General features: G+C 38.8%; 20 protein-coding genes, 1 tRNA gene and 4 pseudogenes. 20 read left to right on the top strand and 5 right to left on the bottom strand.

The window, feature by feature from the left end; all coding sequences use genetic code 11:
- The first annotated feature begins 1 nt into the window (after window position 1).
- The 4 genes from C0J00_RS08950 (at window position 2) to rpsI (ending at window position 2,530) form a co-directional block, all read left to right on the top strand.
- The gene (locus C0J00_RS08950) at window positions 2-517 is read left to right on the top strand and encodes an NYN domain-containing protein (RefSeq protein ID WP_104968525.1); all 516 of its coding nucleotides are present in this window, start codon (window positions 2-4) and stop codon (window positions 515-517) included.
- A gap of 113 nt (window positions 518-630) precedes the next feature.
- A complete protein-coding gene (locus C0J00_RS08945) occupies window positions 631-1,491 on the top strand; it encodes a DegV family protein (protein ID WP_104968524.1) in 861 nt (286 codons plus the stop codon).
- Window positions 1,492-1,664: 173 nt separating this feature from the next.
- A complete protein-coding gene (gene rplM / locus C0J00_RS08940) occupies window positions 1,665-2,111 on the top strand; it encodes a 50S ribosomal protein L13 (RefSeq protein WP_018380541.1) in 447 nt (148 codons plus the stop codon).
- Between the two features lie 26 nt (window positions 2,112-2,137).
- On the top strand, window positions 2,138-2,530 hold the full coding sequence (gene rpsI / locus C0J00_RS08935; protein ID WP_017769585.1) for a 30S ribosomal protein S9: 393 nt from the start codon (window positions 2,138-2,140) through the stop codon (window positions 2,528-2,530).
- Between the two features lie 140 nt (window positions 2,531-2,670).
- Here the strand turns inward: rpsI and C0J00_RS08930 are convergent.
- Window positions 2,671-3,084, bottom strand: a pseudogene (locus tag C0J00_RS08930) (tyrosine-type recombinase/integrase); the annotation flags it as partial.
- Here C0J00_RS08930 and C0J00_RS10745 point away from each other — a divergent pair.
- The 8 genes and pseudogenes from C0J00_RS10745 to C0J00_RS08900 all read left to right on the top strand — a co-directional run.
- Window positions 3,074-3,181 (top strand): annotated as a pseudogene (locus C0J00_RS10745) (phage replisome organizer N-terminal domain-containing protein); the annotation flags it as partial. The pseudogenes C0J00_RS08930 and C0J00_RS10745 sit on opposite strands and share 11 nt — an antisense overlap.
- Window positions 3,178-3,474: pseudogene (locus C0J00_RS08925) on the top strand (transposase); the annotation flags it as partial. The pseudogenes C0J00_RS10745 and C0J00_RS08925, both read left to right, overlap by 4 nt.
- 319 nt (window positions 3,475-3,793) lie before the next feature.
- Window positions 3,794-4,489: a DNA methyltransferase family protein gene (locus C0J00_RS08920; protein ID WP_104968523.1), complete on the top strand. Its 696-nt coding sequence runs from the start codon at window positions 3,794-3,796 to the stop codon at window positions 4,487-4,489.
- A 3-nt stretch (window positions 4,490-4,492) separates the two neighbouring features.
- The gene (locus C0J00_RS08915) at window positions 4,493-8,857 is read left to right on the top strand and encodes an Eco57I restriction-modification methylase domain-containing protein (protein ID WP_104968522.1); all 4,365 of its coding nucleotides are present in this window, start codon (window positions 4,493-4,495) and stop codon (window positions 8,855-8,857) included.
- Between the two features lie 246 nt (window positions 8,858-9,103).
- Window positions 9,104-9,571 carry a DUF5986 family protein gene (locus tag C0J00_RS08910; RefSeq protein ID WP_233995839.1) on the top strand — a complete coding sequence of 156 codons (468 nt, stop codon included), beginning with the start codon at window positions 9,104-9,106 and terminating at the stop codon, window positions 9,569-9,571.
- 4 nt (window positions 9,572-9,575) lie between these two features.
- On the top strand, window positions 9,576-9,809 hold the full coding sequence (locus tag C0J00_RS10585) for a hypothetical protein (protein ID WP_233995838.1): 234 nt from the start codon (window positions 9,576-9,578) through the stop codon (window positions 9,807-9,809).
- Window positions 9,809-10,966 (top strand): helix-turn-helix domain-containing protein, encoded by a 1,158-nt coding sequence (locus C0J00_RS08905; protein WP_104968521.1) that lies wholly within the window; start codon window positions 9,809-9,811, stop codon window positions 10,964-10,966. Before C0J00_RS10585 ends, C0J00_RS08905 begins: the two co-directional genes overlap by 1 nt.
- A 45-nt stretch (window positions 10,967-11,011) precedes the next feature.
- Window positions 11,012-12,446, top strand: a pseudogene (locus C0J00_RS08900) (ATP-binding protein).
- Window positions 12,447-12,690: 244 nt separating this feature from the next.
- Here C0J00_RS08900 and C0J00_RS08895 read toward each other — a convergent pair.
- From C0J00_RS08895 to C0J00_RS08885, 3 genes are all read right to left on the bottom strand, one after another.
- Window positions 12,691-13,098, bottom strand: a complete 408-nt coding sequence (locus tag C0J00_RS08895; protein ID WP_104968520.1) for a type II toxin-antitoxin system death-on-curing family toxin — start codon at window positions 13,096-13,098, stop codon at window positions 12,691-12,693.
- Window positions 13,095-13,316: an AbrB/MazE/SpoVT family DNA-binding domain-containing protein gene (locus tag C0J00_RS08890; protein ID WP_001100856.1), complete on the bottom strand. Its 222-nt coding sequence runs from the start codon at window positions 13,314-13,316 to the stop codon at window positions 13,095-13,097. Before C0J00_RS08890 ends, C0J00_RS08895 begins: the two co-directional genes overlap by 4 nt.
- 382 nt (window positions 13,317-13,698) lie before the next feature.
- Window positions 13,699-14,718: an ammonium transporter gene (locus tag C0J00_RS08885; protein ID WP_104968519.1), complete on the bottom strand. Its 1,020-nt coding sequence runs from the start codon at window positions 14,716-14,718 to the stop codon at window positions 13,699-13,701.
- A 93-nt stretch (window positions 14,719-14,811) separates the two neighbouring features.
- Here C0J00_RS08885 and C0J00_RS08880 point away from each other — a divergent pair, with 93 nt between their 5' ends.
- Entirely contained in the window at window positions 14,812-15,939 is a 1,128-nt protein-coding gene (locus C0J00_RS08880; protein ID WP_104968518.1) for an NAD(P)/FAD-dependent oxidoreductase, read from the top strand.
- Between the two features lie 27 nt (window positions 15,940-15,966).
- Here the strand turns inward: C0J00_RS08880 and C0J00_RS08875 are convergent, their stop codons facing one another.
- Window positions 15,967-17,229 (bottom strand): threonine/serine exporter family protein, encoded by a 1,263-nt coding sequence (locus C0J00_RS08875; RefSeq protein WP_104968517.1) that lies wholly within the window; start codon window positions 17,227-17,229, stop codon window positions 15,967-15,969.
- Between the two features lie 263 nt (window positions 17,230-17,492).
- Here C0J00_RS08875 and C0J00_RS08870 point away from each other — a divergent pair, with 263 nt between their 5' ends.
- The 7 genes from C0J00_RS08870 to rpmB all read left to right on the top strand — a co-directional run bounded on the left by C0J00_RS08870 (window position 17,493) and on the right by rpmB (window position 23,883).
- Window positions 17,493-18,590, top strand: a complete 1,098-nt coding sequence (locus tag C0J00_RS08870) for an iron-containing alcohol dehydrogenase family protein (protein WP_104968516.1) — start codon at window positions 17,493-17,495, stop codon at window positions 18,588-18,590.
- 172 nt (window positions 18,591-18,762) lie between these two features.
- Entirely contained in the window at window positions 18,763-19,344 is a 582-nt protein-coding gene (gene rpoE, locus C0J00_RS08865; RefSeq protein WP_104968515.1) for a DNA-directed RNA polymerase subunit delta, read from the top strand.
- A 262-nt stretch (window positions 19,345-19,606) separates the two neighbouring features.
- The gene (locus C0J00_RS08860; RefSeq protein ID WP_104968514.1) at window positions 19,607-21,211 is read left to right on the top strand and encodes a CTP synthase; all 1,605 of its coding nucleotides are present in this window, start codon (window positions 19,607-19,609) and stop codon (window positions 21,209-21,211) included.
- 60 nt (window positions 21,212-21,271) lie between these two features.
- The gene (locus C0J00_RS08855; RefSeq protein WP_104968513.1) at window positions 21,272-22,192 is read left to right on the top strand and encodes an alpha/beta hydrolase; all 921 of its coding nucleotides are present in this window, start codon (window positions 21,272-21,274) and stop codon (window positions 22,190-22,192) included.
- 51 nt (window positions 22,193-22,243) lie between these two features.
- Window positions 22,244-22,329: transfer RNA gene (locus tag C0J00_RS08850), tRNA-Leu, on the top strand.
- Window positions 22,330-22,567: 238 nt separating this feature from the next.
- A complete protein-coding gene (locus tag C0J00_RS08845) occupies window positions 22,568-23,449 on the top strand; it encodes a class II fructose-bisphosphate aldolase (RefSeq protein ID WP_104968512.1) in 882 nt (293 codons plus the stop codon).
- A gap of 245 nt (window positions 23,450-23,694) precedes the next feature.
- Window positions 23,695-23,883: a 50S ribosomal protein L28 gene (gene rpmB / locus C0J00_RS08840; RefSeq protein ID WP_062711650.1), complete on the top strand. Its 189-nt coding sequence runs from the start codon at window positions 23,695-23,697 to the stop codon at window positions 23,881-23,883.
- The last annotated feature ends 71 nt before the right edge of the window (window positions 23,884-23,954 follow it).

Genomic DNA, 23,954 nt, shown 5'->3' with positions numbered 1-23,954 from the left:
GATGGTTAAAAAACGTATTCTCCTGGTCGATGGCTATAATATGATTGCCTTTTGGCAGGAGACACGACAGCTCTTTAAGAAAAATCAGTTAGACGATGCTCGTAATGTGCTATTGCGCAAACTTAATAATTACGCTAACTTTGAAAATTTAGATATTACTTGTGTCTTTGATGCGCAGTTTGTGCCGGGTAGCCGTCAGCGTTATGATCAGTATCGGGTTGAGGTTATTTTTACGGAAGAAGATGAGACGGCTGATAGCTATATTGAGCGGTTAGCAGCTGAGCTTAACAACCCCATCAATCTGGTGGAAGTTGCAACTAGCGACCTTAATGAGCAATGGACTGTCTTTTCTCAAGGGGCACTTCGTGTGCCGGCGCGTGAGTTAGAAGAGAGGGTTAATACGGTAAAATCCGATTTGGACAAGATGTCGCAAAACATTGATATGAAGACCCCAAAGTTGAGACCATGGGATGAACAGCAATTATCTCAATTGCAGCATCTCTTGGACGAATTATAAGCAGATATATCGTAATGTGTTAAGAAAATTTTTGAAGAAATCACTCATTGAGTGGTTTTTTTGTTATAATACTAAAAAACTTTGAAAATAAAACTATTTGAAGCGAGAATGCAATGACTTTTAAACTTATAACTGATTCTACAGCGGATATTGATGATATTTGGGCTAAAAACAAGGACGTAACAGTTTTAGGATTGACCATTACCCTTGATGAAAAAACTTATGAAACGGTTGGAGAAAATCGCATAACTTCAGAAGTTTTGCTGAATGCTATGAAAGATGGCGGGAAGCCGACAACTAGTCAGATTAACGTCGGTACTTTCGAAGCTTGTTTTAAACAAGAAGTTGAAGCAGGTAATGACATCTTGTACATGGCTTTTTCATCTGTTTTATCGGGGACTTATCAATCTGCTGTCATGGCGCGTGATATGATTTTAGAAGAATATCCCGAAGCTCGTATCGAAATTGTCGATACCTTGGCAGCGGCAGGTGGTGAAGGCTTTTTAGTCATGTTAGCAGCTGAAAAACGTGATCAAGGATTATCTTTAGAACAAGTTGTTTCTGAAATGAAGTCTATTGCTCCACGTCTGTATAGTCACTTTCTAGTGGATGATCTCTATCATTTGATGCGAGGTGGTCGCCTTTCTAAAAGTTCTGCGATTGTTGGTAGCTTGGTTAATATTAAGCCTCTTTTGTGGATTGATGAAGCAGGAAAATTAGCTCCTTTAGTCAAGCTTAGGGGTCGTAAAAAAGGTATTCGAGAAATGATTGACAGATCGGTTCAAGATTTGGATTTGGGGACAGTTGTAGTTGCCCATGCCAATGACCCAGAAGCCGCTCAAGAAATTGAGGATAAGCTATTGGAGAAAGACGACGTGGAGCGCGTTCTCCAACTCCCTTTGGGACCTGTTATAGCAGCCCATGTTGGACCTGGGACCCTGGCTCTATTTTCAGTAGGAAAGAGAGAGCGATGAACTTGAAATAAAAAGAAAAAACACTTGACTTAAGTCAGTGTTTTTTGATATGATATTAAACGGTATTGTTTACCCCATTTGAAAGGCCCCGGAACCTTCCAAATACCTTTGCGTGGGACGGAACACCCACCAACACTTGTAAACAAATATTACGAATTCGTATAGGAGAAATCATGAACAAAACAACTTTCATGGCTAAGCCAGGCCAAGTTGAACGCAAATGGTACGTTGTTGACGCAACTGATGTGCCACTTGGACGTCTTTCTGCAGTAGTTGCTAGCGTACTTCGCGGAAAAAACAAACCAACTTTCACACCACACACTGATACAGGTGATTTTGTGATTGTTATCAATGCTGAAAAAGTTAAATTAACTGGTAAAAAAGCAACTGATAAAATCTACTACACTCACTCAATGTATCCAGGTGGTTTGAAACAAATCTCTGCTGGTGAACTTCGTTCTAAAAACGCTGTGCGTTTGATCGAAAAATCAGTTAAAGGTATGCTTCCACATAACACTCTTGGACGCGCACAAGGTATGAAATTGAAAGTCTTCACAGGTGCTGAGCACACACACGCTGCTCAACAACCAGAAGTACTTGATATCTCAGGACTTATCTAATCTAAGAGGAAAGGAGCAACATAAACATGGCACAAGCACAATATGCAGGTACTGGTCGTCGTAAAAATGCGGTTGCACGCGTTCGTTTGGTACCAGGTACTGGTAAAATCACAGTTAATCAAAAAGATGTAGAAGAATACATCCCACACGCAGACCTACGTCTTGTTATCAACCAACCATTTGCAGTGACTTCAACTGAAGGTTCATACGACGTTTTCGTTAACGTTAACGGTGGTGGATACGGTGGTCAATCAGGTGCGATCCGTCACGGTATTGCACGTGCGCTTCTTCAAGTAGACCCAGACTTCCGCGATTCATTGAAACGCGCTGGACTTCTTACACGTGACGCACGTATGGTTGAACGTAAAAAACCAGGTCTTAAGAAAGCTCGTAAAGCTTCACAATTCTCAAAACGTTAATTATCAGCGATATATCAACGTTCACAAGCATTTTGCAAGTCTCTTGCAAAGTGCTTTTTTTTATGGAAAAGTGGGCTTGGTAATCTTTTTGGTAATCTCTTAAGACCTGGTTAAATTTTAGTGGAAAAAGAAAGCTAAGGTTATTTAGCTTTATCGAGGTATTCTGCGAATTTTGTAATGGATTGTTTTTCACCAGCTTTTGTGGCATGGCTATAAGTTTCTAAAGTCATCTGGCTGATTGCATGGCCTAAGCGTTTAGCAGTATTGACTGGGTCAATTCCCATTTCAATCATCAAGGTTGCGTGAGTGTGTCTAAACCCATGTGGGCTGATTTTCTTGAGATTTTGTTGACGAATGGTTCGCTTGAGAATGTTGTTGATGTAGTCAGCGTGTAAGGGTTCTATCTCACCATCTCGGTTGCAGTATGTCAACATAAATTCTTTGTCGAGAGAAAGAGGCTGTACTGATAATTGCCACTTTTCTCTGCTAGTTTCCTGTTTCCATTTGTTGAGGATAGAACAGGTTTCATCATCAAGGTATATAGAGCGTATGCTAGATAATTGTTCTAGAGAGACAGAAGATCAGTCAACAACTTATCTCAAACCAGAGTATTATTCCCTTTTGCAAGTGATTGCGGATAGATATAACGATTGTTAGCATTAATGGCTAATGAAAAAGAGTCAAACTTTTCCGCTTTTGCCAGAAAGAAATTATTTAACCAAGAGATTGAATCATGGACGATTAATTTTCCAGAGTATGAGCAACTGACAGAGCGATTCATTCAGATTGGCAGATCAATTAATGGGATTGCCAAGTTGTCAACTCAGGTTGGATATATTTCACAACAGAATTTTATAGAACTTGGTCAGTTGATAACTCAATTATTGGATGAATTGGAAAAGGGACTCTCAGTTAACCTGAAAAAGAAGTCTACTAAACATTAAATAAGTAAATGAAACCGCAGGAATTTATCTGCGGTTTTCTTATGTCCTTCTAAAAAATGATTGTCTGACAATGTCAGCTACCGTGTCTGGCACGGGGAATTTAGAATTGATACAAAAACATAATTTTAGGTCTTTGCGAGCTCAGATAGTGTATACACACTATCGCAATAAATAAAACATCAGGAACGGTCGAACTGACACTTTTCCTGATATTTTTAATATCTGGGGAGAATCCCCAGACCCTTTGAGAAATAGTTCGAGATAAAGTTAGAAAATGGTATAATAAGAAAAGAAGATAAACGGTTTCAAGGAGTAGGTTTTGGAAGAGAACTTAATCAAATCAAAACAACGTGTGCAAAAGCATGGTGAAGTCTTTACGCCATCTTGGATGGTTCAAAAAATGCTAGACACGCCAGGTGTTAAAGAGGCTTGCGAAAATATATCCGCAACATTTTTAGAACCTTCTGCTGGAGATGGGAATTTTTTACAAGCTATTTTAGAGAGAAAGTTAGCCACTGTGGTGGAACAGTATGACGAACGCAACTGGAAGACGAAATCTTTAATAGCTCTTTCTTCCATTTACGGTATTGAATTTCTAGAAGATAATTTAGAAGTCGCACGCTCACGAATGTTTCTGTATTATTTAGATTGGTATGAGCGAACTTTTGGTGTCAAACTGACTAGTAAGAGTGATATTTATAAATCTGCTCACTATCTTATCCATAAAAATATTGTTAGAGGAAATACCTTGACTCAGCAACATCCTGTTACAGGAGAACCTATTTGGTTTAATGAATGGCAGCTTGTCAAAGGTCATCCTAGTTTGGTAAGGAAAATTCCTTTTGCATTATCAGAGCTTTTAGGTAAAGATGTTGAAGATGATCGGACTATTGTGGAAGGACAATTGAGTTTTTTTGATATAGATGATGAATTTAAATTAGAGGATGATATTGTTGGAAATGCGGTAGTTGTAGAAGAAATAAACATTCAAAAAGTGTATTTACTAGGAGATTAGGCTATGATTTCAAATTTTGAATTTTTGGCAATTGATATGGATACAGCTGAGCTTTTTAGAACCATAAATATGGCTGAAGAAAATTATACACACGGAGACTATGAAGGCACGCTAATTAAGGTAAGAAAAGTTGCTGAGAATACAGCGAGGTTGGTTGCCGATAGAGAATATTTAGATATTCGTGAACGTGCCACCTTTAATGACGTACTAAGAGAGATAAGAGACTTTATTCCCAATAAAACAATCGTCGATCACTTTTATGATATCAAGGGAAAAGGGAATAATTCTGCTCATATTTTAAATCCAGCAGATGCAACCAAAGAGAATGCTTTAAAATCATTAGAACAGGTGTTTGATATTCTTGCTTGGGTCATGTTGACTTATATCAATCCAGATATTAAAGCAAGTGCTATTGGTCGATTCTTAGAACCAAGGGCACAAGAAATGTACCGAACTGCTGAAAGAAAATTTATTTATATTCAGACGGTTGATAATCAAAGTGTGTTGTTCAATGCTTTTGAAGGTACACAAAAAATTGGTGAAGGTAGCGTTTCTTCGGATGATATTGAGACGGACTGGTCTCCTAATAGTGATTTCTTAAGAGCAGTTGCACCGAAACGTATCAATCAATATATGAAAACTTCAGGATTGCCCTATACACTTGGGTGGGTAGAACTTGCTTATAAAAAGTCGACAAAATCTTGGTTCCATGATTATGATGTGCATAATGTCTTGAAGCGTTCAGGGATTAAACAGGCTGAACAACTGGAAGGAACAGAGTGGTTCAAGACGGATTTAGAGACAGCTAAGGATGCTATTAAAGCTGTTAAAGAAGGTAGAAATTATCTAAATATTACTGCCAAAGAATCATTTGTTGAAGAACCAGCTATCACCCTTCGTCCAGAACAAGAGGCAGCGGTCGAGCAGACGCAAAAAGTCTTTAAGAAAAAAGATAGGATGCTCTGGAATGCTAAAATGCGTTTTGGTAAAACCCTGACATCCTTGCAATTAGTCAAGAATGAAGCCTTTCAAAGAGTGCTCATCATGACTCATCGTCCTGTTGTGGCGGATTCTTGGTTTGATGATTTCAAGAAAATGAAGATGAGCGCCGATGGGTATGATTATGGTTCAGTCAATCAAGGAGAAACGCTTGAAAATCTGAAGCGAGGTGAGAAACCTTTTGTGTATTTCGCTTCAATCCAATTGCTTCGGTACAATGGCGGACAAACCAATCTGAAAGATTTTGCAGATATGGATTGGGATTTGATTATCATTGATGAGGCGCACGAGGGAACCCAGACAGAGCTTAGTGATTCGGTAATGAAAGAACTCGTCAAGGAACATACTAAGATACTTGAACTATCTGGGACACCTTTCAATCTTTTGGATCAATTTGACGAGGAGCAAGTTTATACTTGGGACTATGTCATGGAACAACAGGCCAAGAAGAAGTGGGAATTAGAACGTCCAAGTGAGCCAAATCCTTATGAAACTTTGCCAAAAGTATCGATGTACACTTTTGAAATGAAGCATAAGGAACGTTTTTCTGATGAGAGTAAATCGTTCAACTTTAGGGAATTTTTCCGTGTGGCTGAGGATGGCCAACTTGTTTATAAGCAAGAGGTTCGCCAATTCTTAGATAATATCACACATTCAGATAGTCGTACGAACTACCCTTTTTCAACGAAGTCTTATCGTGAAGAGTTGCGTCATACGCTTTGGCTCATGCCAGGTGTTAAGGAAGCTAATGCTTTTGAGGGCTTGCTTAAAGAACACCCTATTTTCGGGAAAGAATATAAAATTGTTAATGTTGTTCGAGGAGCAAGTAGCGATGATGGAATTGCTAACGATGCGGACATAGAGAAAGTTCGTTCTGCTATTGGTAAAGACCCTTCGCAGACAAAAACGATTACCCTGACGGTTCGTAAACTAACTACAGGTATTAATATCCCAGAGTGGACAGCGGTCTTGTTTTTGTCAAATACCAATAGTGCCATGAATTACCTACAAGCTGCCTTTCGTGCTCAGACGCCTTTTTCTCATGAGAAATTGGGAATGAAGACAAATTGTTATGTCTTTGATTTTGCTCCTGATAGAGCCCTGACTGTCATGGCGGAGAGTGCTCAGATTAACTCAGGTGTAGGGAAGAAAAATACGCAAGCACAAAAGCAAGCTATGGCTCGTCTTCTAAACTTTATGCCAATCTTAGGGGCTTCAGACAATGGAATGAAGACCTACGATGTGGATAGAATGCTGACACAGCTCAAGAAAGTTTATGCTGAAAAGGCAGTGCGGTCAGGTTTCGAAGATGACAGTCTATATAATGACAATCTTTTAACTTTAACCGCTGATGATGCAAGCATGTTTACCAAACTAAATGCTATCGTTGGTAAGACACAGAGTCAAAAAACACCTAAAAAAGTTGTAATCAATGAAAATGGATTGACAACTGAAGAGCATGAGCAAGCTGAGCGAGCCAAGAAGAAACCAAAAGCCAAACGGACACCAGAAGAGCTAGAAGCCATCGAAAAGCAAAACGAAGCTAAGAAACAACGTAAGAATATGATTTCTATTTTACGCGGGGTTTCTATCCGTATTCCAATGATGATTTACGGCATGGCGGTCGATTTATCAAAAGATATTACCATTCAAGACTTTATCAAGCAGGTGGATGATGAATCGTGGAAAGAGTTCATGCCAAAAGGTTTCACTAAGGGAATGTTTAGTGAAATTTCCAAGTATTATGATGCGGAGGTCTTCATTGAGGCTGGGCGCATCATCCGCCAACGTGCCAAGTCCTTTGATGACATGGACTTTATCGAACGTGCAGAGCATATCGCAGAGCTATTTGGCACCTTCAAAAATCCTGATAAGGAAACGGTGCTGACACCGTGGCGTGTAGTCAATCTTCAAGTGATAAAATCAGTAGGTGGCTTGAATTTCTATGATGATAATTTTGAGTCGGTAACAGATGGAGCGACTTCAAACCTACACTGGGTAGAAAATGATGTCACATCATCCATCTATCAAAAAGAAACAAAGATCTTAGATATTAACTCGAAGACTGGTCTTTATCCTCTTCACAGTGCTATTAGCCTGTATTATCAAAGAGTGGCGGCAAATGATGACAATCATTTTGAAGCTGACCAGGTCTATCAAGAGATTTTAGCAAATAATATCTATGCTATTGCGAAAACACCAATGGCAAAAACCATCACCGAACGCACATTGACCGGTTATCGGAATTACAAAACCAATGTAACCTATATTGAAAACCTAACGGATACCCTAAAAACAGACCTAGACAAAGGAAAAACTCAAGTGGAGGAGGCATTTAGAAACGTGAAATTTGATGTAGTAATTGGAAATCCTCCGTATCAAAATGAAGGAGTTGGAGAGGTAGCCCGTGACGAGCCAATCTATCATAAATTTATGGATTTAGCTTATGAAGTCGCAGATAAGGCAGTTCTGATTACACCAGCTCGTTTTCTCTTTAATGCTGGTCAGACTCCAAAGGTATGGAATCAGAAAATGTTAGAAGACGAACATCTTAAAGTGGTTTACTTCGCTCAAAAATCAGAAGAAGTCTTTCCAAATACAGATATCAAGGGTGGGGTAGCCGTTACTTATCGGGATGTTAATCAAAACTTTGGTGCTATTGAGACCTTCACACCGATTGAATGGCTAAATGACTTGTTGCATTTAGTACGCAATAAAGTTAAGAAATCGTTTAATGAATATCTTTATGGTAAGAGTAGTTATAAATTTAGTAGTAGCCTTTACAATCGTTATCCAGAATTGAAGGGAAGAGTTTCTTTAGCAGAAGAAAAATCGATTGGATCAAATATTTTCGAGAAACTACCAGAGATATTCTCGGATAAAAAACAATCAGATAATCAAATTGGGATATACGGACGTATCAATAATGAGCGTGTTACAAATTGGCTTGATAGCGATTTAATTGAAGAACATCCTAATCTGAATAAATACAAAGTGTTTTTACCCGCTTCCAACGGAAGTGGGGCGATAGGCGAAGTTCTATCGACCCCACTCGTGGGTACCCCACTCGTGGGTCATACACAAACCTTTATTTCTTTTGGTGCATTTGATACTGAAGTGGAAGCTGAAAACTGTTGGAAGTACATCAAAACAGATATAGCTCGTGCGATGCTAGGAACACTCAAGGTAACTCAACACAATCAATCGAAAGAGGTTTGGAGCAATGTTCCTTGGTTTGATTTTAATGATTATTCTCAAATAGATTGGTCGAAGTCGGTTGAAGAGATTGAAAGACAGCTTTATTATTATTTTAATGTTCCAGACAATATTATTGCTGAACTGAAAGCGAATGTTAGAAGAATGGACTAGAAATAGAGGAAACGTCGAATTCGGACATTGATTGGTCACAATCAATCGCTGAGTTAGACGGGTAACTCTATCGAAAATAAGGACTTTCAGATGATGAAATTGCCTTTATTGAAAGTAAAGTGAAGGAGATGGGGTAGTTTTTAAACCACCACAAAAACGGTTGACTTTTGTGGTGGTTTTTCTTGTTTTTTGTCCCTTTTATCTGCTATAATGACTTTAAAATAACAAATGAATTGGGGTGAATAGATGAATCAGACTAATGATTTTGACAAGGAAGTTATTGCTAAGTGTTTAGATGTAATGAGCTTTACTACTAGAAATCTTGAGCAGGATTTTAAAGCTGCTATCTCAGAAACAAGTCAAAATGGAATTTTTCAGAATGTTTGGGGACGAAGATCAGATATGCTACGAGACTTATTTAAAAATAGTAGTATTTGGAAAGTTTTGCATATCAAGAGGGGGATTTGGCAATTTGATCCGATACTAAATATTGAGACGGGTGAATTAATAGCATTCTTCTCAAAAAATAATTTTAGGACAATTCGTAATCAATATTTTAAAAAAGGAATTTCTACCCATTATTCTTTAAGTTTGCTCTTAAAAAATGAGGGGCTTTACCCTGAACAGGAAGTGAAACAGTTATCTCTTTTTGATACTGATAATTCTGAATTGAAAAGAAGCAGATTTGACGAGGATGCTTGGAGAGGACTGTGATATAGTGACTAAGATTAGATTTTTGGTTGTTGATTATGTAGGTCAGGAGGCTGTAAGTGCTTCACTAGCAGACTACACCCCACAATTTTTATTGGTTAGTTCTGCAGATGTTTCGCAATTACTTCCAAGTTCGGTTGGTACAATTACAACTGAAGTTATACATGATGAGCAGGTTAATAATTCAGTTGATGAGCCTCAGCTTGTCACATTGAAATCCAAATTAAAAGGAATTTTATAATGGTTCAAGAATTTAATGGGGATAGACTACGAGAATCAAGATATTTTAGACAGTATTCAATTAGCCAATTGGCAGATAATATTGGAGTTTCTAAGCAAATGATTTCTAAATACGAAAAAAATTTATCGAAGCCGAGCTCAGAAGTATTGCAAAAAATAATTTTTGAATTAGGATTTCCATTGTCATATTATCAAACAAAAGATAAATTTTTGACTAGTGACTTTGGGACTTTTTATAGGAGTAAATTAACCTCCTCACAAGCAGAGAAGAAGTCCAGTGAGATGTTAAAAAAAGCATTGGCACTCTTGGCAAATTTTTTTGAAGATTATGTTGATTTCCCCAAATTAGCAGAATTTGAAAGCCGAGAAAATGCCTCGCCTGAGGAGGTGGCTAGTCAGATAAGAGAGAATTGGGGATTAGGTGACAAACCAATTTTCAGTGTTCTAAGGTTACTAGAAACACACGGTTTTCATATTGCAATAATTAATTCAAGGTCTGAAAAAGTAGATGCTTTTGGAAGTTTTGTTGAATTGAAAACAGGAGCAAATTCTGAACGGTACTACTGTATTTTAATTGATCAAGATAATAATAATTTTTTTAGACAACAGTTTAGCTTAGCTCATGAGTTAGGGCATTGGGCTTTGCATGCTCAAATAGTACATCCACAAGAATTATCCAATACTGAATATAGAAAAATGGAGCAAGAAGCTAATAGATTTGCTTCCAGTTTTCTGTTACCTGCCTCTGCCTTTTCTAAAGATATAAAAGGTCATGAAGAAGATCTTGGACATTATTTAAAATTGAAGTCAAAATGGAATGTGTCTATAGCTAGTATGGTCTACCGTGCCAAGGATTTAAATTTACTGACATCGGAACAATATACTCGCTTACAAAAAAGAATGAGTGCCAGAGGCTGGCGAAGAGAAGAACCTGAGGATGCAAGCGTTCCGGTGCCACGACCAATCCTTGCTAAACAAGCATATAAATTATTAACGGATGCTGGCTTATTTGAGAAGCAATCGATCGTACAGCGATTTAATCTAAAATACGGTTATCCTCTTCCTATAGAAATCCTCTCAGAGCTCATGGATATTCCAAGGGAGAGATTATTTCAAGATAGAAATAATATTGTTCAGTTAAAAGGTGGGACTTTATAAGCCCTAGATTTTAATTAACTCTTTTATTTGTTTAAGGAGCAATACATGAATCAAACCCTCTTCCACTACCAATTCTCACCAGAGAGTCAATATTTGGATAGAAAATCAGCGCGCAAAAAGCCTCAGGAATTGCTTCAGCACTTGATTGCTTTTGCCAATGCGGATGGCGGTCAACTGGTTATTGGTATTGAGGACGAGAAACAGGAAAATATTATCACTGGTTTCAAGGACGGCAGGGCTTATCCCATAGACGATTTCAAAAAGATTGACCGTGAGATGCGTGAGACTCCTTTAGATTTATCCTTTGAGGAAATCCCTGTAATCAATCATAAGGGTGAAGAAGATTTCGTTTTAGTTATCTCTGTGGAATTGTCATCAAATCGTGTGATTGCAGCACCAAATGATGATGTTTATCTTCGTCAGGGTAATGAAACAGTCAAGTTGAGCTACGAGCAACGCACTCAGCTCAGCTATGACAAGGGACAACGTTTCTTTGAAGATGAAGTGGTGCCAGACGCCAGTCTGGAAGATATTGATGAATCTATCGTACAGGATTTCAAAAGTCACTTTGATTTATCAGAGCGCTCCACAGAGGAAATTCTCAAAGCTAGACGTTTTTTTGGTTAATGGAAAATTGACTAAAGCCGCTATTTTGCTTTTTGGAAAGTATCCGTCAGCATTCTTCCCGCAAGCTCGTGTTCGCTTCCAGAGGTTTGATGGCACGGATATGGGGACAGGCAGTAGCTTTAATGTCATCAAAGAAGTGACTTTTGATGATGCTTTGCCAGTACTGATTATAAAAGTTCGAGATTTTATCCGTACTCAGTTGCGGGAATTTCAGTACTTAGACGATAATGGTCAATTTCAAATATTGCCTGAATATCCTGAGTTTGCTTGGTTTGAAGGTGTTGTCAATGCAGTAACTCACCGTGATTACTCTGTCTATGGAGATCACATTCGTGTACTCATGTTCGATGATCGCTTAGAGATTCACAGCCCAGGGAAATTACCCAATATCGTCACCGTTGACAATATCAAGCATGAACGTTTTTCAAGAAATCCTTGGATTGCGAGAACCCTGACTGAATTTGGTTGGGTTCGTGAAATGAACGAGGGTGTTAAGCGTATCTATTCTGAAATGGAATCAGCTTTTCTTCATGAACCTAAATATTCAGAGCCAGGTAATAAGGTAGTTCTAATCCTTGAAAATAGCATTGTTAGTCGACATCTACGAACACGAGACAGTTTGGAAAAACAGTTTTTTGATTTTGGAACTCTAAATGCTGATGAACAAGCTATCGTTCACTACATGTATAATTCTGGTGATAAAATGACAACAGCAAAGGCGATTGAATTAACAGGAAGAAGTCGAGCATTTGTTGTTAAAATGTTACATCATCTTCGTGATTTAGAAATCATTACTTGGTTTGGATCAAGTAAAAATGACCGCAATCAATATTATCTTTTAGTTGATAAATGATTGCAGTCAGGATACTATTAGTAATAAAGAATACAGTAGAATACAGTAGAATACAGTAGAATACAGTAGAATACAGTAGAATACAGTAGAATACAGTAGAATACAGTAGAATACAGTAGAATACAGTAGAATACAGTAGAATACAGTAGAATACAGTAGAATACAGTAGAATACAGTAGAATACAGTAGAATACAATAGAACATAAAAGTGGTCTTCAACGAAAGGCTGATAATCACTTTTTAATTATAATTTTGTTATGTTTCCATCTTGCTTGAGGAATTGAATAATTGTTTTCTTTAAATCTTCAAAATCTCTTTGAAAGGTAGCAATTTCAACTGTCTTTTCAAGCCCATCCTGTAAGGAAAGATTGGATTGGTAACCATTCATTGCTAGAAACATATGCAAGGCAAGAACAGCAGTTCGTTTATTGGCATTATAAAAAGGATGTTTTTTAATCAAATTTATCCAGATAATAGCAGCTTTACTGTAGATATCTGGATAGAGAACTTTGCCGAAAATCTCTTGTTTAGGCTGTTCAACAATCATTCGAAGACTGTTTGGATCAGCAATGCCAACAGGTTCATTAGGAGAATATTTGCCAATAACCATGACATTGATTTTGATAATATCTTCAGCAGTTAGATATCTCATCTATCCACCAATTCTTTCAAAAGCTCATCGTATTGGTTCATGGCTTTTTCTAGTTCCTTATCAAAATCAAATTTTGGCTCAGCTTTACGAATGATGACGTTATTTCCTGAAGTGACAAATTCAATTTCTTCTCCAATTTCTGCTCCAAGAGTTTCTTTAATTTTATTGGGAATTGTAATGACAGTACTATTTCCTGTTTTTCTCAAGATAACATTCATGGTTCTACCTCCGTTTGTATATACATTATAAAATGAACTTACAAAAAAGTAAAGTGAATACACATTGTTTCTTAACTACATAAGCTCCGAAAACAGATTTTTGGTAATCTAATGGTAATCTCTTATTTGTAAGATTGGGTTAAAAGCATCTATTTGTAATGAAAATGGGCTTTAAAAGCTTGATTTAATAGCCTTTTACAGCTATTTGACTTTTATCACCCAAAACCAGGTCTTAAGAAAGCTCGTAAAGCTTCACAATTCTCAAAACGTTAATTATCAGCGATATATCAACGTTTCAAGACACTTCATGGTTCACACCATGGGGTGTTTTTTTGAAGGAAACATATAAAGTTCTCCCATTTTGTCAGAATGGGAGAATTTTTCATTTCTTCAAAACCACTTTCCCTACCACAAGTGTGACGATACCTGAGACGACAATTGTCACAAGGATTCCGATGATTTGGGGAAGTACTGTTTCAGGAGCAATGGCGATGACGCCCAGACTTCCGAGTAGGCCTCCTAGTCCGTTCATGGCAAAGGAGTCGACCACATCGTCAAGCAACAGAGTCTTTTGTATCCAAGTCATCATCAGGTAGGTCAGGCTGCTGGCTGCCCCACAGATTAGCATCATCTCTAGAGGATTGGCAATGCCGACAGCCGAAGTACTCGTCACAAGTCCGACAATGACACCGTTTAGCGTGGCTACCGTAAGATTTGTCGCCTTATGCCATTTAGCAAGAAAGCTCCATGCTAATCCGCCGCTGATGATAGCGACCAGGGTGTTAATGGCAATCAGAACGCTCTTGCCGTTGAGCTGACCAACAGGTGCCATGTTGAAACTAAACCAGCCAAAGGTGATGAAAAGCATACCGAGATAAAGAGGGAGATGCTGATTATTGTTGTGCTCGTGAGGTGTATTTCCTAGAAGTTTTGCCAAGACAAGGGAAGAAAGCCCTGCTGAGAGATGGACGACGAGACCGCCAGAAAAATCGACCACACCTAGCTGAGTCAACCAACCAGCAGGATTCCAGATCAAATAAGCTAATGGACAGTAAACTAGGAGGAGCCAAGCACTGCTTAAAAGAATCAGATGGTGAGTTTTGGTGCGATCAATTGTGGCACCAATCATCATGCCAACAGCATATAAGGCAAAGCAGAGCTGGCAAAAGAGTTCTAGCATGAGGTTTGTAGGAAGATGGTGCGAGAGAAAAACACTATCTAGTTGACCTTGAAAACTGATAAAATAAGCAAAAGCTATCCAAAGGAAACTAGTCCAAAGCATAGTGATGGTGTATTGAAACAGGATACGATTACTTAGTTTTGGTGAAAGATAACCAACGTACATAAGGCCAAGGCCGAAAATCATTAGCCACATCATGAGGCTGCATATTAAGAGAAACATCTTTACTCCTTTACATTTTTCAGTGGATTTGTTAATATAGTTAACTGGTTAAGTATTTTACGATGAAAACATTAACTTGTCAAGGAGTAAGAAATGAAAGATTATAAAATTATCATTGTAGGTGCAGGAGCAGCAGGTATAGGCTTTGGAACTGCTTTGCAACAGTTAGGAATTGAGGATTACCTGATTTTAGAGAAAGGAAGTATTGGTGATAGTTTCCTCAAATGGCCACGCACCACACGTTTTATCACGCCATCCTTTACGACAAATGGCTTTGGATTTCCAGATATCAACGCTGTCGTACCTGATACATCACCAGCCTTTTCGTTTCAAAAGGAACACCTTTCAGGCAGAGAATACGCAGAGTATCTCCACCTTGTGGCTAAGCATTATGACTTAAGGATTGAAACGCAGACCGAAGTGACCTTGATAACAAGCTCTCAAAAAGGCTATCAGATTGAAACAAATCGTGGCACCTATCGGGCTAAATATCTGATTATGGCGACAGGAGAGTTTCAAAACCCTTATCGTGGAGAGATTGAAGGTGGGGAATTGGCTATCCACTATGGTGAGGTAGATAGTTTTTACCTTCAGTCTGAAGATCCTTTTATCGTCTTAGGTGGTAACGAGAGTGGCTGTGATGCCTTTACGAGCCTAGCTGCCATGGGTAACAGTGTTTCGCTTTATACTGAGGACTTTGGGAAATCTCAAGTAGCACCAGATCCTAGTATTCGTTTGTCACCGATCACTCAGGAAAAGTTGGCTGAAGTTGATAAAAACAAGGTGTGGGATGCCCATATATATGAAGACAAGACAGTAACTTCAATCGAAAAAGAGTCGGGCACCTATCGAGTGCACTTTGAGGATGGGACGTATGCTGAATCTCAGCACCAGCCTGTACTAGCAACAGGTTTTCGAACTTGTATTTTGAAGATTTTAGGGGATGATTTGTTCCAATTCACTAAAGATGGTATTCCTATGGTAAACGAGAAGGATGAATCAACTTTGTGTCACAATGTCTTTCTTATTGGGCCTAGCTTGCGCCAAAAAGACGTGATTTTCTGTTACATTTATAAATTCCGCCAACGCTTTATCCCAGTGATTAGGGAGATTGCCAAGCGTGAAAAATGGACTTTAGACCCAGTTGTTTTAGACTTCTACAAAGACAATCAGATGTCTTTAAATGACCTATCTTGTTGTGATGTCCGTTGTGATTGCTAAATAAGTATCAAAAAACAAGCTAACTCCTTAGGAGCTAACTTGTTTTTTTCGTTTTTTAAAGAGTGATAGTGGGAATTGCTGAATAATACTGATGGCAATGGTAATAGCAAAAGCTGTGACAAATGATGTCCTCATATGGGTCATGGCTAGCTCATTTGATCCCGTCAACATAAAGTAAATCCCACGATAAAAACTTAACCCAGGAATCAGAGGGAACATGCTGGTTGATAGGAAAATAGTCATAGGTGTTTTCCGTCTAGCAGCTAGGATTTTTGAAACCAGGGTGGCAAAGAGTCCAGGAATAAATACGGCAACGATATCCATGCCAAAATTTTCTTTCAAAATCATGTAGAGTAACCAAGAGATAGCGCCGATGATACCAATATCTAGTAAATAACGTTTAGGAACATTGTAGGTGATTGAAAAAGCAACCGTACCAATGCCTGCCGCTAGTGTTCTAATCAAGAAACCGATAGCTGTTACTGTCTCAGTTGAAAAAGTTCCTGTCATCTGATCAGCAAAAGGGAGGATTTCTGTCATACCAGCCACCCCAGCTGAGATAGAAATACAGGTCATTAGGGCTGACATTAGCAGGGTAAAACCGATTGAGAAATTATTATGGGAAATCTCACGAACGGCATTAACGAAGAATCCCCCAGGGACCATAATCATCAAAGCACCTAGAATGATGATGCTTCGCGTTTCACCAAGTCCGAGAAAATAAAATAAGTTGACGGATAAACTGACGATAGCACTTGCCAATATCGTTGTTAAAAACGGCGTATGAATACGGGATGCGCCTACTTGGATAAACCAACCAGCCAGAAGTCCGGCAATAGCAGCGGTGAAAGAATCAATAGGAGAACTCCCCAGAGCTAGGGAGAAACCGCCGGCACCAAAGAAATAGGCGGCTAAAATAGTCCAGATAGAATATAGTGAACTATCATTGATTTCTGTTAAACGCTGAAAGACGTATGAGGGCGTAACTTTATTCTTCTTTGATAAGCTTCTGGAAAGGGCGTTGACAGCCTCCAATTTTCCTAAGTCAATAGCAGTCTCATTGACGTTCATGACTTTTGATTCTTGATAGCCAAGTTGGTTGGTACCTGAAGCGATAATCCCTTGGTTGACCACGTAAACTTCGAACTGCTCAATATCCAAAGAATCAGCAATGTGATTCATGGTGGTTTCAATACGGAAAACTTCGGCTCCGGATTCCATGAGGATGCGCCCGGCAAAGAGGACGGCATCTATTTCATTTTTTAGGGTGGCAACTGGACGTCGTTTCATTTATGCTTAGGCTCCTCTTTCTTGAAATGTGTTATCGGTAGGCGCAATCACGCTTAGAAGTCATCTTTGCTTTTGCTGTTTTATTTTGTTTTAGATAAATGGTACCTACCATTATAAAAGCTCGCTAGTTTTTTGACAATGCTTGAAAGGAAATTCCTTAAAAAATTTAAAAAGCCCTTGATTTTATAAGGATAAGTGGTAAGATAGAGACTAACATTTTGAATTTTTAGATAATTCAAAAAATAACTTTCGAGGGGAGTGTTATGACAACCAATAATATGTCTAATTACAGTTACGGAGTAGATTGTTTTCAGGAAATTCCGCAAGTTCTGAAATCTTATCACGTCAGGAGTGTAGCGCTCATTGGCGGAGAAAAGGCTCTGGCAAGTTCTGCAGACCAAGTGGTAGAAATCCTAAAAGTAAATGGCTACGAAGTGACGGGTCAGTTTATTTATGGGACGGATTCGACGCAATCTAATATTGATAAACTGGTTGCAAATCCCGATGTAGCTCGTGCCGATATTATCTTTGGATTTGGTGGTGGGCGTGCGTTGGATACTGCTAAAATGGTAGCTCATGAGTTGGGAAAAGATATTATGACCTTCCCAACTATTTGTTCCAACTGCTCAGCAGGAACAGCTATTACTGTTATTTATAAGGATGACCACAGTCTACTCAAATATGGCTACCCTGAAACGCCAGTGCATATTTTTATCAATACCAAGGTAATTGCAGAAGCACCAGTTAAATATTTCTGGGCAGGCATTGGTGATGGGATTTCCAAGGCTCCTGAAGTTGAGCGTGCTGCTTACGAATATGAACAAAGAGGTGGTGTTCTATCACATACAGGTGTCCTAGGACGCGCTGTAGCTCTTTCTTCTAAGGATGCTTTTTATGAGTATGGTCAAGAAGGTTTAAAAGACGTTGAAAATCATAAGCCATCAAAAGCAGTTGAGGAAATTGCCCTCGCTATCCTTGTCTCTACAGGTTATGCCTCAAACTTGGTCAATCAACCAGACTTTTATTTCAACTCTTGCCATGCCCATGCCTTTTATAACGGAACGACAGCCGTCAAGCGTGAAGGTGAGCATCTTCATGGAGCAGTGGTTTCCTTTGGTGTCATGGTTCTTCATGCCTACTTTGGTGAGACAGAAGAATTAAGCAAGGTGGCTCATTTCAATAAATCGCTTGGATTACCAGTAACATTAGCTGAGATTGGGTTAGCTGAGAGTGATATTGCAGCTGTGCTTAATCTAGCTCTAGAGACCAATGAATATAAGCATACACCATTTGAAACAGATCGCTTTACAGCAGCTATTCTCAAGGCCAATCAGGTAGGACAAACCTTACTATCAGTCTAAAAGAGACTCTCAGAACTTCCACACCATAATAAAGTGGATTTGGTTAAATGGCGATAGATAATATCAAAAGAGACAATTGATTTATTTGTAAAGAATTTCATAATAAAAGTTTTGACGAAAGACTATTTTTAGCGTAAAATAGAAAGGAATGATAACATAAGGAGAATAGACCTTGGAATTAGAAGTATTTGCTGGTCAAGAAAAGAGCGAACTTTCAATGATTGAAGTTGCTCGTGCAATTTTAGAAGAACGTGGTCGCGATAACGAAATGTATTTCAGCGACATGGTGAATGAGATCCAAGTCTACCTTGGAAAAACGGATGCTGAAATCCGTGAGTCACTCCCGTATTTCTACTCAGATTTGAATATCGATGGAAGTTTTATTCCATTGGGTGATAACCGTTGGGGTCTTCGTTCATGGTATGCGATTGATGAAATTGATGAAGAAATCCTTACCTTTGAAGAAGAAGGCGACGATGCACCAAAACGTAAGAAAAAACGTGTTAATGCCTTCATGGATGGCGACGAAGACGCTATCGACTACAACGATGATGATCCAGAAGATGAAGATTACATTGTTGAGTCAGAAACAATCGAATATGACGATGACAATCCAGATGATGAAAAATCAGAGGTTGAGTCATATGATTCTGAGCTAAATGAAATCATCGCTGATGACGACGTTGTTGAAGAAGATGTTGATTTGAATGAAGAAGATGACGAGTTTTCAGACGATGATGAAACGGAAGAATAAGGGTCACATTCTGTTGACAAATCTCTAAAATTTATTTATATTAGTTTATGGGCACCTCTTTAGAGGTCAGACAAAGCTCCCTAGTTATGACTAGGGAGTATTTTTATTTTTTTGATTGAGAAAAGATGTAGTTTAGCTATGACTTACTATTATTTTTTCTCATCAACCTACCCTATTATATAGTGAGCTTGGCGCAATTGATTTCGCTTAGGAGATTAGTTGTCGTCATTATTTATTTTTAGAACGAAGGAGTTTCTCGTTAATGACAAAGTATATTTTTGTTACTGGTGGTGTGGTATCGTCTATTGGTAAAGGGATTGTGGCAGCTAGCCTTGGTCGCTTATTGAAAAATCGTGGCCTTAAAGTAACCATTCAAAAGTTTGATCCTTACATTAATATTGACCCAGGAACAATGAGTCCTTACCAACATGGAGAAGTGTATGTGACTGATGACGGTGCAGAAACTGACCTTGACCTTGGTCACTACGAGCGTTTCATCGATATCAACCTTAATAAATACTCAAACGTAACAACGGGTAAAATCTACAGTGAAGTGCTTCGAAAGGAGCGTAAAGGGGAGTATCTTGGAGCGACTGTTCAGGTTATTCCACATATTACGGATGCTTTGAAGGAAAAAATCAAACGCGCTGCAACCACAACTGATTCAGATGTGATTATCACCGAAGTTGGTGGTACAGTAGGAGATATTGAAAGCCTTCCTTTCCTTGAGGCGCTTCGTCAAATGAAGGCTGATGTGGGTTCAGATAACGTTATGTATATCCATACAACCCTGCTTCCCTATCTCAAAGCAGCAGGTGAAATGAAGACCAAGCCAACGCAACACTCTGTTAAAGAGCTTCGTGGGCTTGGTATCCAGCCAAATATGTTGGTTATTCGTACAGAACAACCTGTTGAGCAAGGTGTTAAAAATAAATTGGCACAATTTTGTGATGTCGCTCCAGAAGCTGTTATCGAATCTATGGACGTTGAGCATATCTACCAAGTTCCCCTTAACATGCAGGCACAAGGGATGGACCAAATCGTTTGTGACCACTTGAAAATCGATGCACCAAAAGCAGATATGAGCGAATGGTCAGCCATGGTTGACAAGGTTCTTAACCTCAAGAAAACGACTAAAATTGCCTTGGTTGGAAAATACGTTGAATTACCAGATGCTTATTTATCAGTGGTTGAAGCCCTTAAGCACTCAGGTTATGTCAATAACTCAGCTATCGATCTTAACTGGGTTAATGCCAATGATGTGACAACCGATAATGTTGCAGAGCTACTTGGTGATGCGGATGGTATTATCGTTCCTGGTGGCTTTGGACAACGTGGTACAGAAGGAAAAATTCAAGCCATTCGCTATGCGCGTGAAAATGACGTTCCGATGCTAGGTGTTTGTCTAGGAATGCAGTTAACTTGTGTTGAGTTTGCTCGCCATGTCCTTAATATGGAAGGTGCTAACTCAGCAGAATTAGACCCAGAAACACCATATCCAATTATTGATATCATGCGTGACCAAATCGATATCGAGGATATGGGAGGAACGCTCCGTCTAGGTCTCTACCCATGTAAATTGAAATCAGGTTCCAAAGCAGCGGCAGCTTACAACAATCAAGAAGTGGTTCAACGTCGTCACCGTCACCGTTATGAGTTCAATACCAAATTCCGTGAAGACTTTGAAAAGGCTGGGTTTGTCTTCTCAGGTGTATCACCAGATAACCGTCTTATGGAAATTATTGAAATCCCAGAAAATAAATTCTTTGTAGCAGCACAATATCACCCAGAATTGCAAAGTCGTCCAAACCACGCTGAAGAACTATACACAGCCTTCGTGACAGCAGCAGTGAATCAAAAAGGCTAACAATCATCAGTAGCTCCCTTCCCACTTTTCTTTTTGGAAAATTCTCAGTACAATAAGACTATGAAAAAATGGATTATTATTCTCATCACTTTATTCTCATTGTTATTATTGATTATTGCTGGCGCTAGTGGCTACTTCTTCTATGTGGCACAAGTCCGGGCTGAAAAAGACTTCATCAACAATAAAGCACGTGGTCTGGAAAGTTCCTTATACAAAGACGAGCAAGCTTTCAATCACTTGCCTAAGGAAAAACGTCGTATGAGTAATCAGGGGTTAAATCAAGTAGCTTGGTATGTGCCTGCTAAGAAAAAGTCAAACAAGACTGTCCTTATGGTACATGGATTTACGAATGACAAATCAGACATGAAACCTTATGCCTATCTTTTTCATCAATTGGGCTACAATGTTTTAATGCCAGATAACGTTGCTCATGGTGAAAGCCAAGGGAATATCATAGGCTATGGATGGAAGGATAAAGACAATGTCATAAAATGGACAGAAGGTCTGATTGCAGACAATCCTAACCAAAAAATCACCTTCTTTGGGGTTTCTATGGGAGCAGCTACAGTCATGATGGCTAGTGGTGAAAAACTGCCAGAACAAGTTACCACTATAATAGAAGATTGTGGCTATACTAGTGTTTGGGATGAACTTTCTTATCAAGCCAAAGATATGTACGATTTACCCCAATTTCCCATCCTATACGGAGTATCAGGTATTTCCAAACTGGTAGCAGGATTTACTTATGGGGAAGCAAGTTCTATGAAACAGTTGGCTAAAAATGACTTACCAACCTTGTTTATCCATGGTGATGCTGATAAGTTTGTTCCAACAGACATGGTTTATGAGAACTTTGAAGCAAGTAAGGGTCCAAAAGAACTCTATATTGTAAAAGGTGCTAAGCATGCTCAGTCTTTTGAAAAAGATCCTGAAACCTACCGCCGAAAAATTGAAGATTTTTTGAAAAAATATCAAAAATAGTGTTGACACATTTCTTAACAGCTGATATAATAATTTTTGTTGTTAAGAACAGCGGAAATGGCGGAATTGGCAGACGCGCAGGACTAAGGATCCTGTGACCGCTTTAGGTCGTGGGGGTTCAAGTCCCCCTTTCCGCATCATAAACCAGGTCGTTGACTTGGTTTTTTTCTTTTGTCAGCTCAAAAAATTTAAATAGTAATCTATTGAAATGATTCAATGAGCCATAAAAAAGAGGGATAATAAGTGATATATTTCTCATTCTTTCAATTAAGAAAACGCTTAACTTAGAAGAAAACTGGTTTTTTAGCCTTATTTATGCTAGAATATAGAACGTAAAGGGGAATAATCCCCAAAAATATAGAGGAGGCCTTTATAATGGCAATCGTTTCAGCAGAAAAATTCGTCCAAGCGGCTCGTGACAACGGCTATGCTGTAGGTGGATTTAACACTAACAACCTTGAATGGACACAAGCTATCTTGCGTGCAGCGGAAAGCAAACAAGCTCCAGTTCTTATCCAAACTTCAATGGGTGCTGCTAAATACATGGGTGGTTACAAAGTATGTCAATCACTTATTGCGAACCTTGTAGAGTCAATGGGTATCACTGTACCAGTTGCTATCCATCTTGACCACGGTCACTACGAAGATGCACTTGAGTGTATCGAAGTTGGTTACACGTCAATCATGTTTGATGGTTCACACCTTCCAATCGAAGAAAACCTTGAAAAAGCTAAAGAAGTTGTTGCTTTGGCTCACGCAAAAGGTGTTTCTGTAGAAGCTGAAGTTGGTACAATCGGTGGTGAAGAAGATGGTATCGTTGGTAGCGGTGAACTTGCACCAGTTGAAGATGCTAAAGCTATGGTTGAAACTGGAATTGACTTCTTGGCTGCGGGTATCGGTAACATCCACGGTCCTTATCCAGAAAACTGGACAGGTCTTGATCTTGACCACTTGAAGAAATTGACAGACGCTGTACCAGGATTCCCAATCGTACTTCACGGTGGTTCAGGTATTCCTGATGAGCAAATCCAAGAAGCTATTCGCCTTGGTGTTGCTAAAGTTAACGTTAATACTGAAAGTCAAATTGCCTTCTCTAATGCTACACGTGCCTTCTCACGTGCTTACGATGCAGACGAAGCTGGTTATGACGCTAAAAAACTCTTCGACCCACGTAAATTCTTGGCAGATGGTATGAAAGCTGTTCAAGGTGCTGTTGAAGAACGTATTGACGTGTTTGGATCAGCAAACAAAGCGTAATGTAACGCAGGTATTAATATCAAATGGGTTTCGGATAGAAATCCATTTTTTTATGTTTCAATCTTAGTCATTTGGGAACAATGGTAATGGATTAAGCTATTTTAGAACTTTCATATAACTTTCAGAATTTATCTTATCAAAAGAATTTTAAAAATATCTTGTATTGTTTTTGTGGTTCTGCTATAATAGTAAGGTATGTGGTGCTAGCACATCCAAACATATTCTACGTAGGAGGAAAACACGAAATGGCTAAAGTATGTTATTTTACAGGTCGTAAGACTATGTCAGCTAACAACCGTTCACACGCGATGAACAAAACAAAACGTACTGCAAAACCAAATCTTCAAAAAGTTACTGTTCTTGTTGACGGTAAACCTAAAAAAGTTTGGGCTTCAGCTCGTGCCCTTAAATCAGGTAAAGTTGAGCGCGTTTAATAATTAAAGAAGCTAGGTGCCAATCATCTGGCTTTTTCATTTTCATAATTAAGGTCTTTTTTTACAAAGTG

The sequence above is a fragment of the Streptococcus pluranimalium genome (genome assembly GCF_002953735.1).
GTDB lineage: Bacteria > Bacillota > Bacilli > Lactobacillales > Streptococcaceae > Streptococcus > Streptococcus pluranimalium.
The sequence above is the reverse complement of the archived record's forward strand: the minus strand, read 5'-3'. Positions and strand labels throughout refer to the sequence as shown.

Excerpts from the sequence above, each read along its gene's own strand:
- C0J00_RS08950 (WP_104968525.1), top strand. The coding sequence starts at position 2 with ATGGTTAAAAAACGTATTCTCCTGGTCGATGGCTATAATATGATTGCC.
- C0J00_RS08945 (WP_104968524.1), top strand. The coding sequence starts at position 631 with ATGACTTTTAAACTTATAACTGATTCTACAGCGGATATTGATGATATT.
- rplM (WP_018380541.1), top strand. The coding sequence starts at position 1,665 with ATGAACAAAACAACTTTCATGGCTAAGCCAGGCCAAGTTGAACGCAAA.
- rpsI (WP_017769585.1), top strand. The coding sequence starts at position 2,138 with ATGGCACAAGCACAATATGCAGGTACTGGTCGTCGTAAAAATGCGGTT.
- C0J00_RS08915 (WP_104968522.1), top strand. The coding sequence starts at position 4,493 with ATGATTTCAAATTTTGAATTTTTGGCAATTGATATGGATACAGCTGAG.
- C0J00_RS08910 (WP_233995839.1), top strand. The coding sequence starts at position 9,104 with ATGAATCAGACTAATGATTTTGACAAGGAAGTTATTGCTAAGTGTTTA.
- C0J00_RS08905 (WP_104968521.1), top strand. The coding sequence starts at position 9,809 with ATGGTTCAAGAATTTAATGGGGATAGACTACGAGAATCAAGATATTTT.
- C0J00_RS08895 (WP_104968520.1), bottom strand. The coding sequence starts at position 13,098 with ATGAGATATCTAACTGCTGAAGATATTATCAAAATCAATGTCATGGTT.
- C0J00_RS08890 (WP_001100856.1), bottom strand. The coding sequence starts at position 13,316 with ATGAATGTTATCTTGAGAAAAACAGGAAATAGTACTGTCATTACAATT.
- C0J00_RS08885 (WP_104968519.1), bottom strand. The coding sequence starts at position 14,718 with ATGTTTCTCTTAATATGCAGCCTCATGATGTGGCTAATGATTTTCGGC.
- C0J00_RS08880 (WP_104968518.1), top strand. The coding sequence starts at position 14,812 with ATGAAAGATTATAAAATTATCATTGTAGGTGCAGGAGCAGCAGGTATA.
- C0J00_RS08875 (WP_104968517.1), bottom strand. The coding sequence starts at position 17,229 with ATGAAACGACGTCCAGTTGCCACCCTAAAAAATGAAATAGATGCCGTC.
- C0J00_RS08870 (WP_104968516.1), top strand. The coding sequence starts at position 17,493 with ATGACAACCAATAATATGTCTAATTACAGTTACGGAGTAGATTGTTTT.
- C0J00_RS08860 (WP_104968514.1), top strand. The coding sequence starts at position 19,607 with ATGACAAAGTATATTTTTGTTACTGGTGGTGTGGTATCGTCTATTGGT.
- C0J00_RS08855 (WP_104968513.1), top strand. The coding sequence starts at position 21,272 with ATGAAAAAATGGATTATTATTCTCATCACTTTATTCTCATTGTTATTA.
- C0J00_RS08845 (WP_104968512.1), top strand. The coding sequence starts at position 22,568 with ATGGCAATCGTTTCAGCAGAAAAATTCGTCCAAGCGGCTCGTGACAAC.
- rpmB (WP_062711650.1), top strand. The coding sequence starts at position 23,695 with ATGGCTAAAGTATGTTATTTTACAGGTCGTAAGACTATGTCAGCTAAC.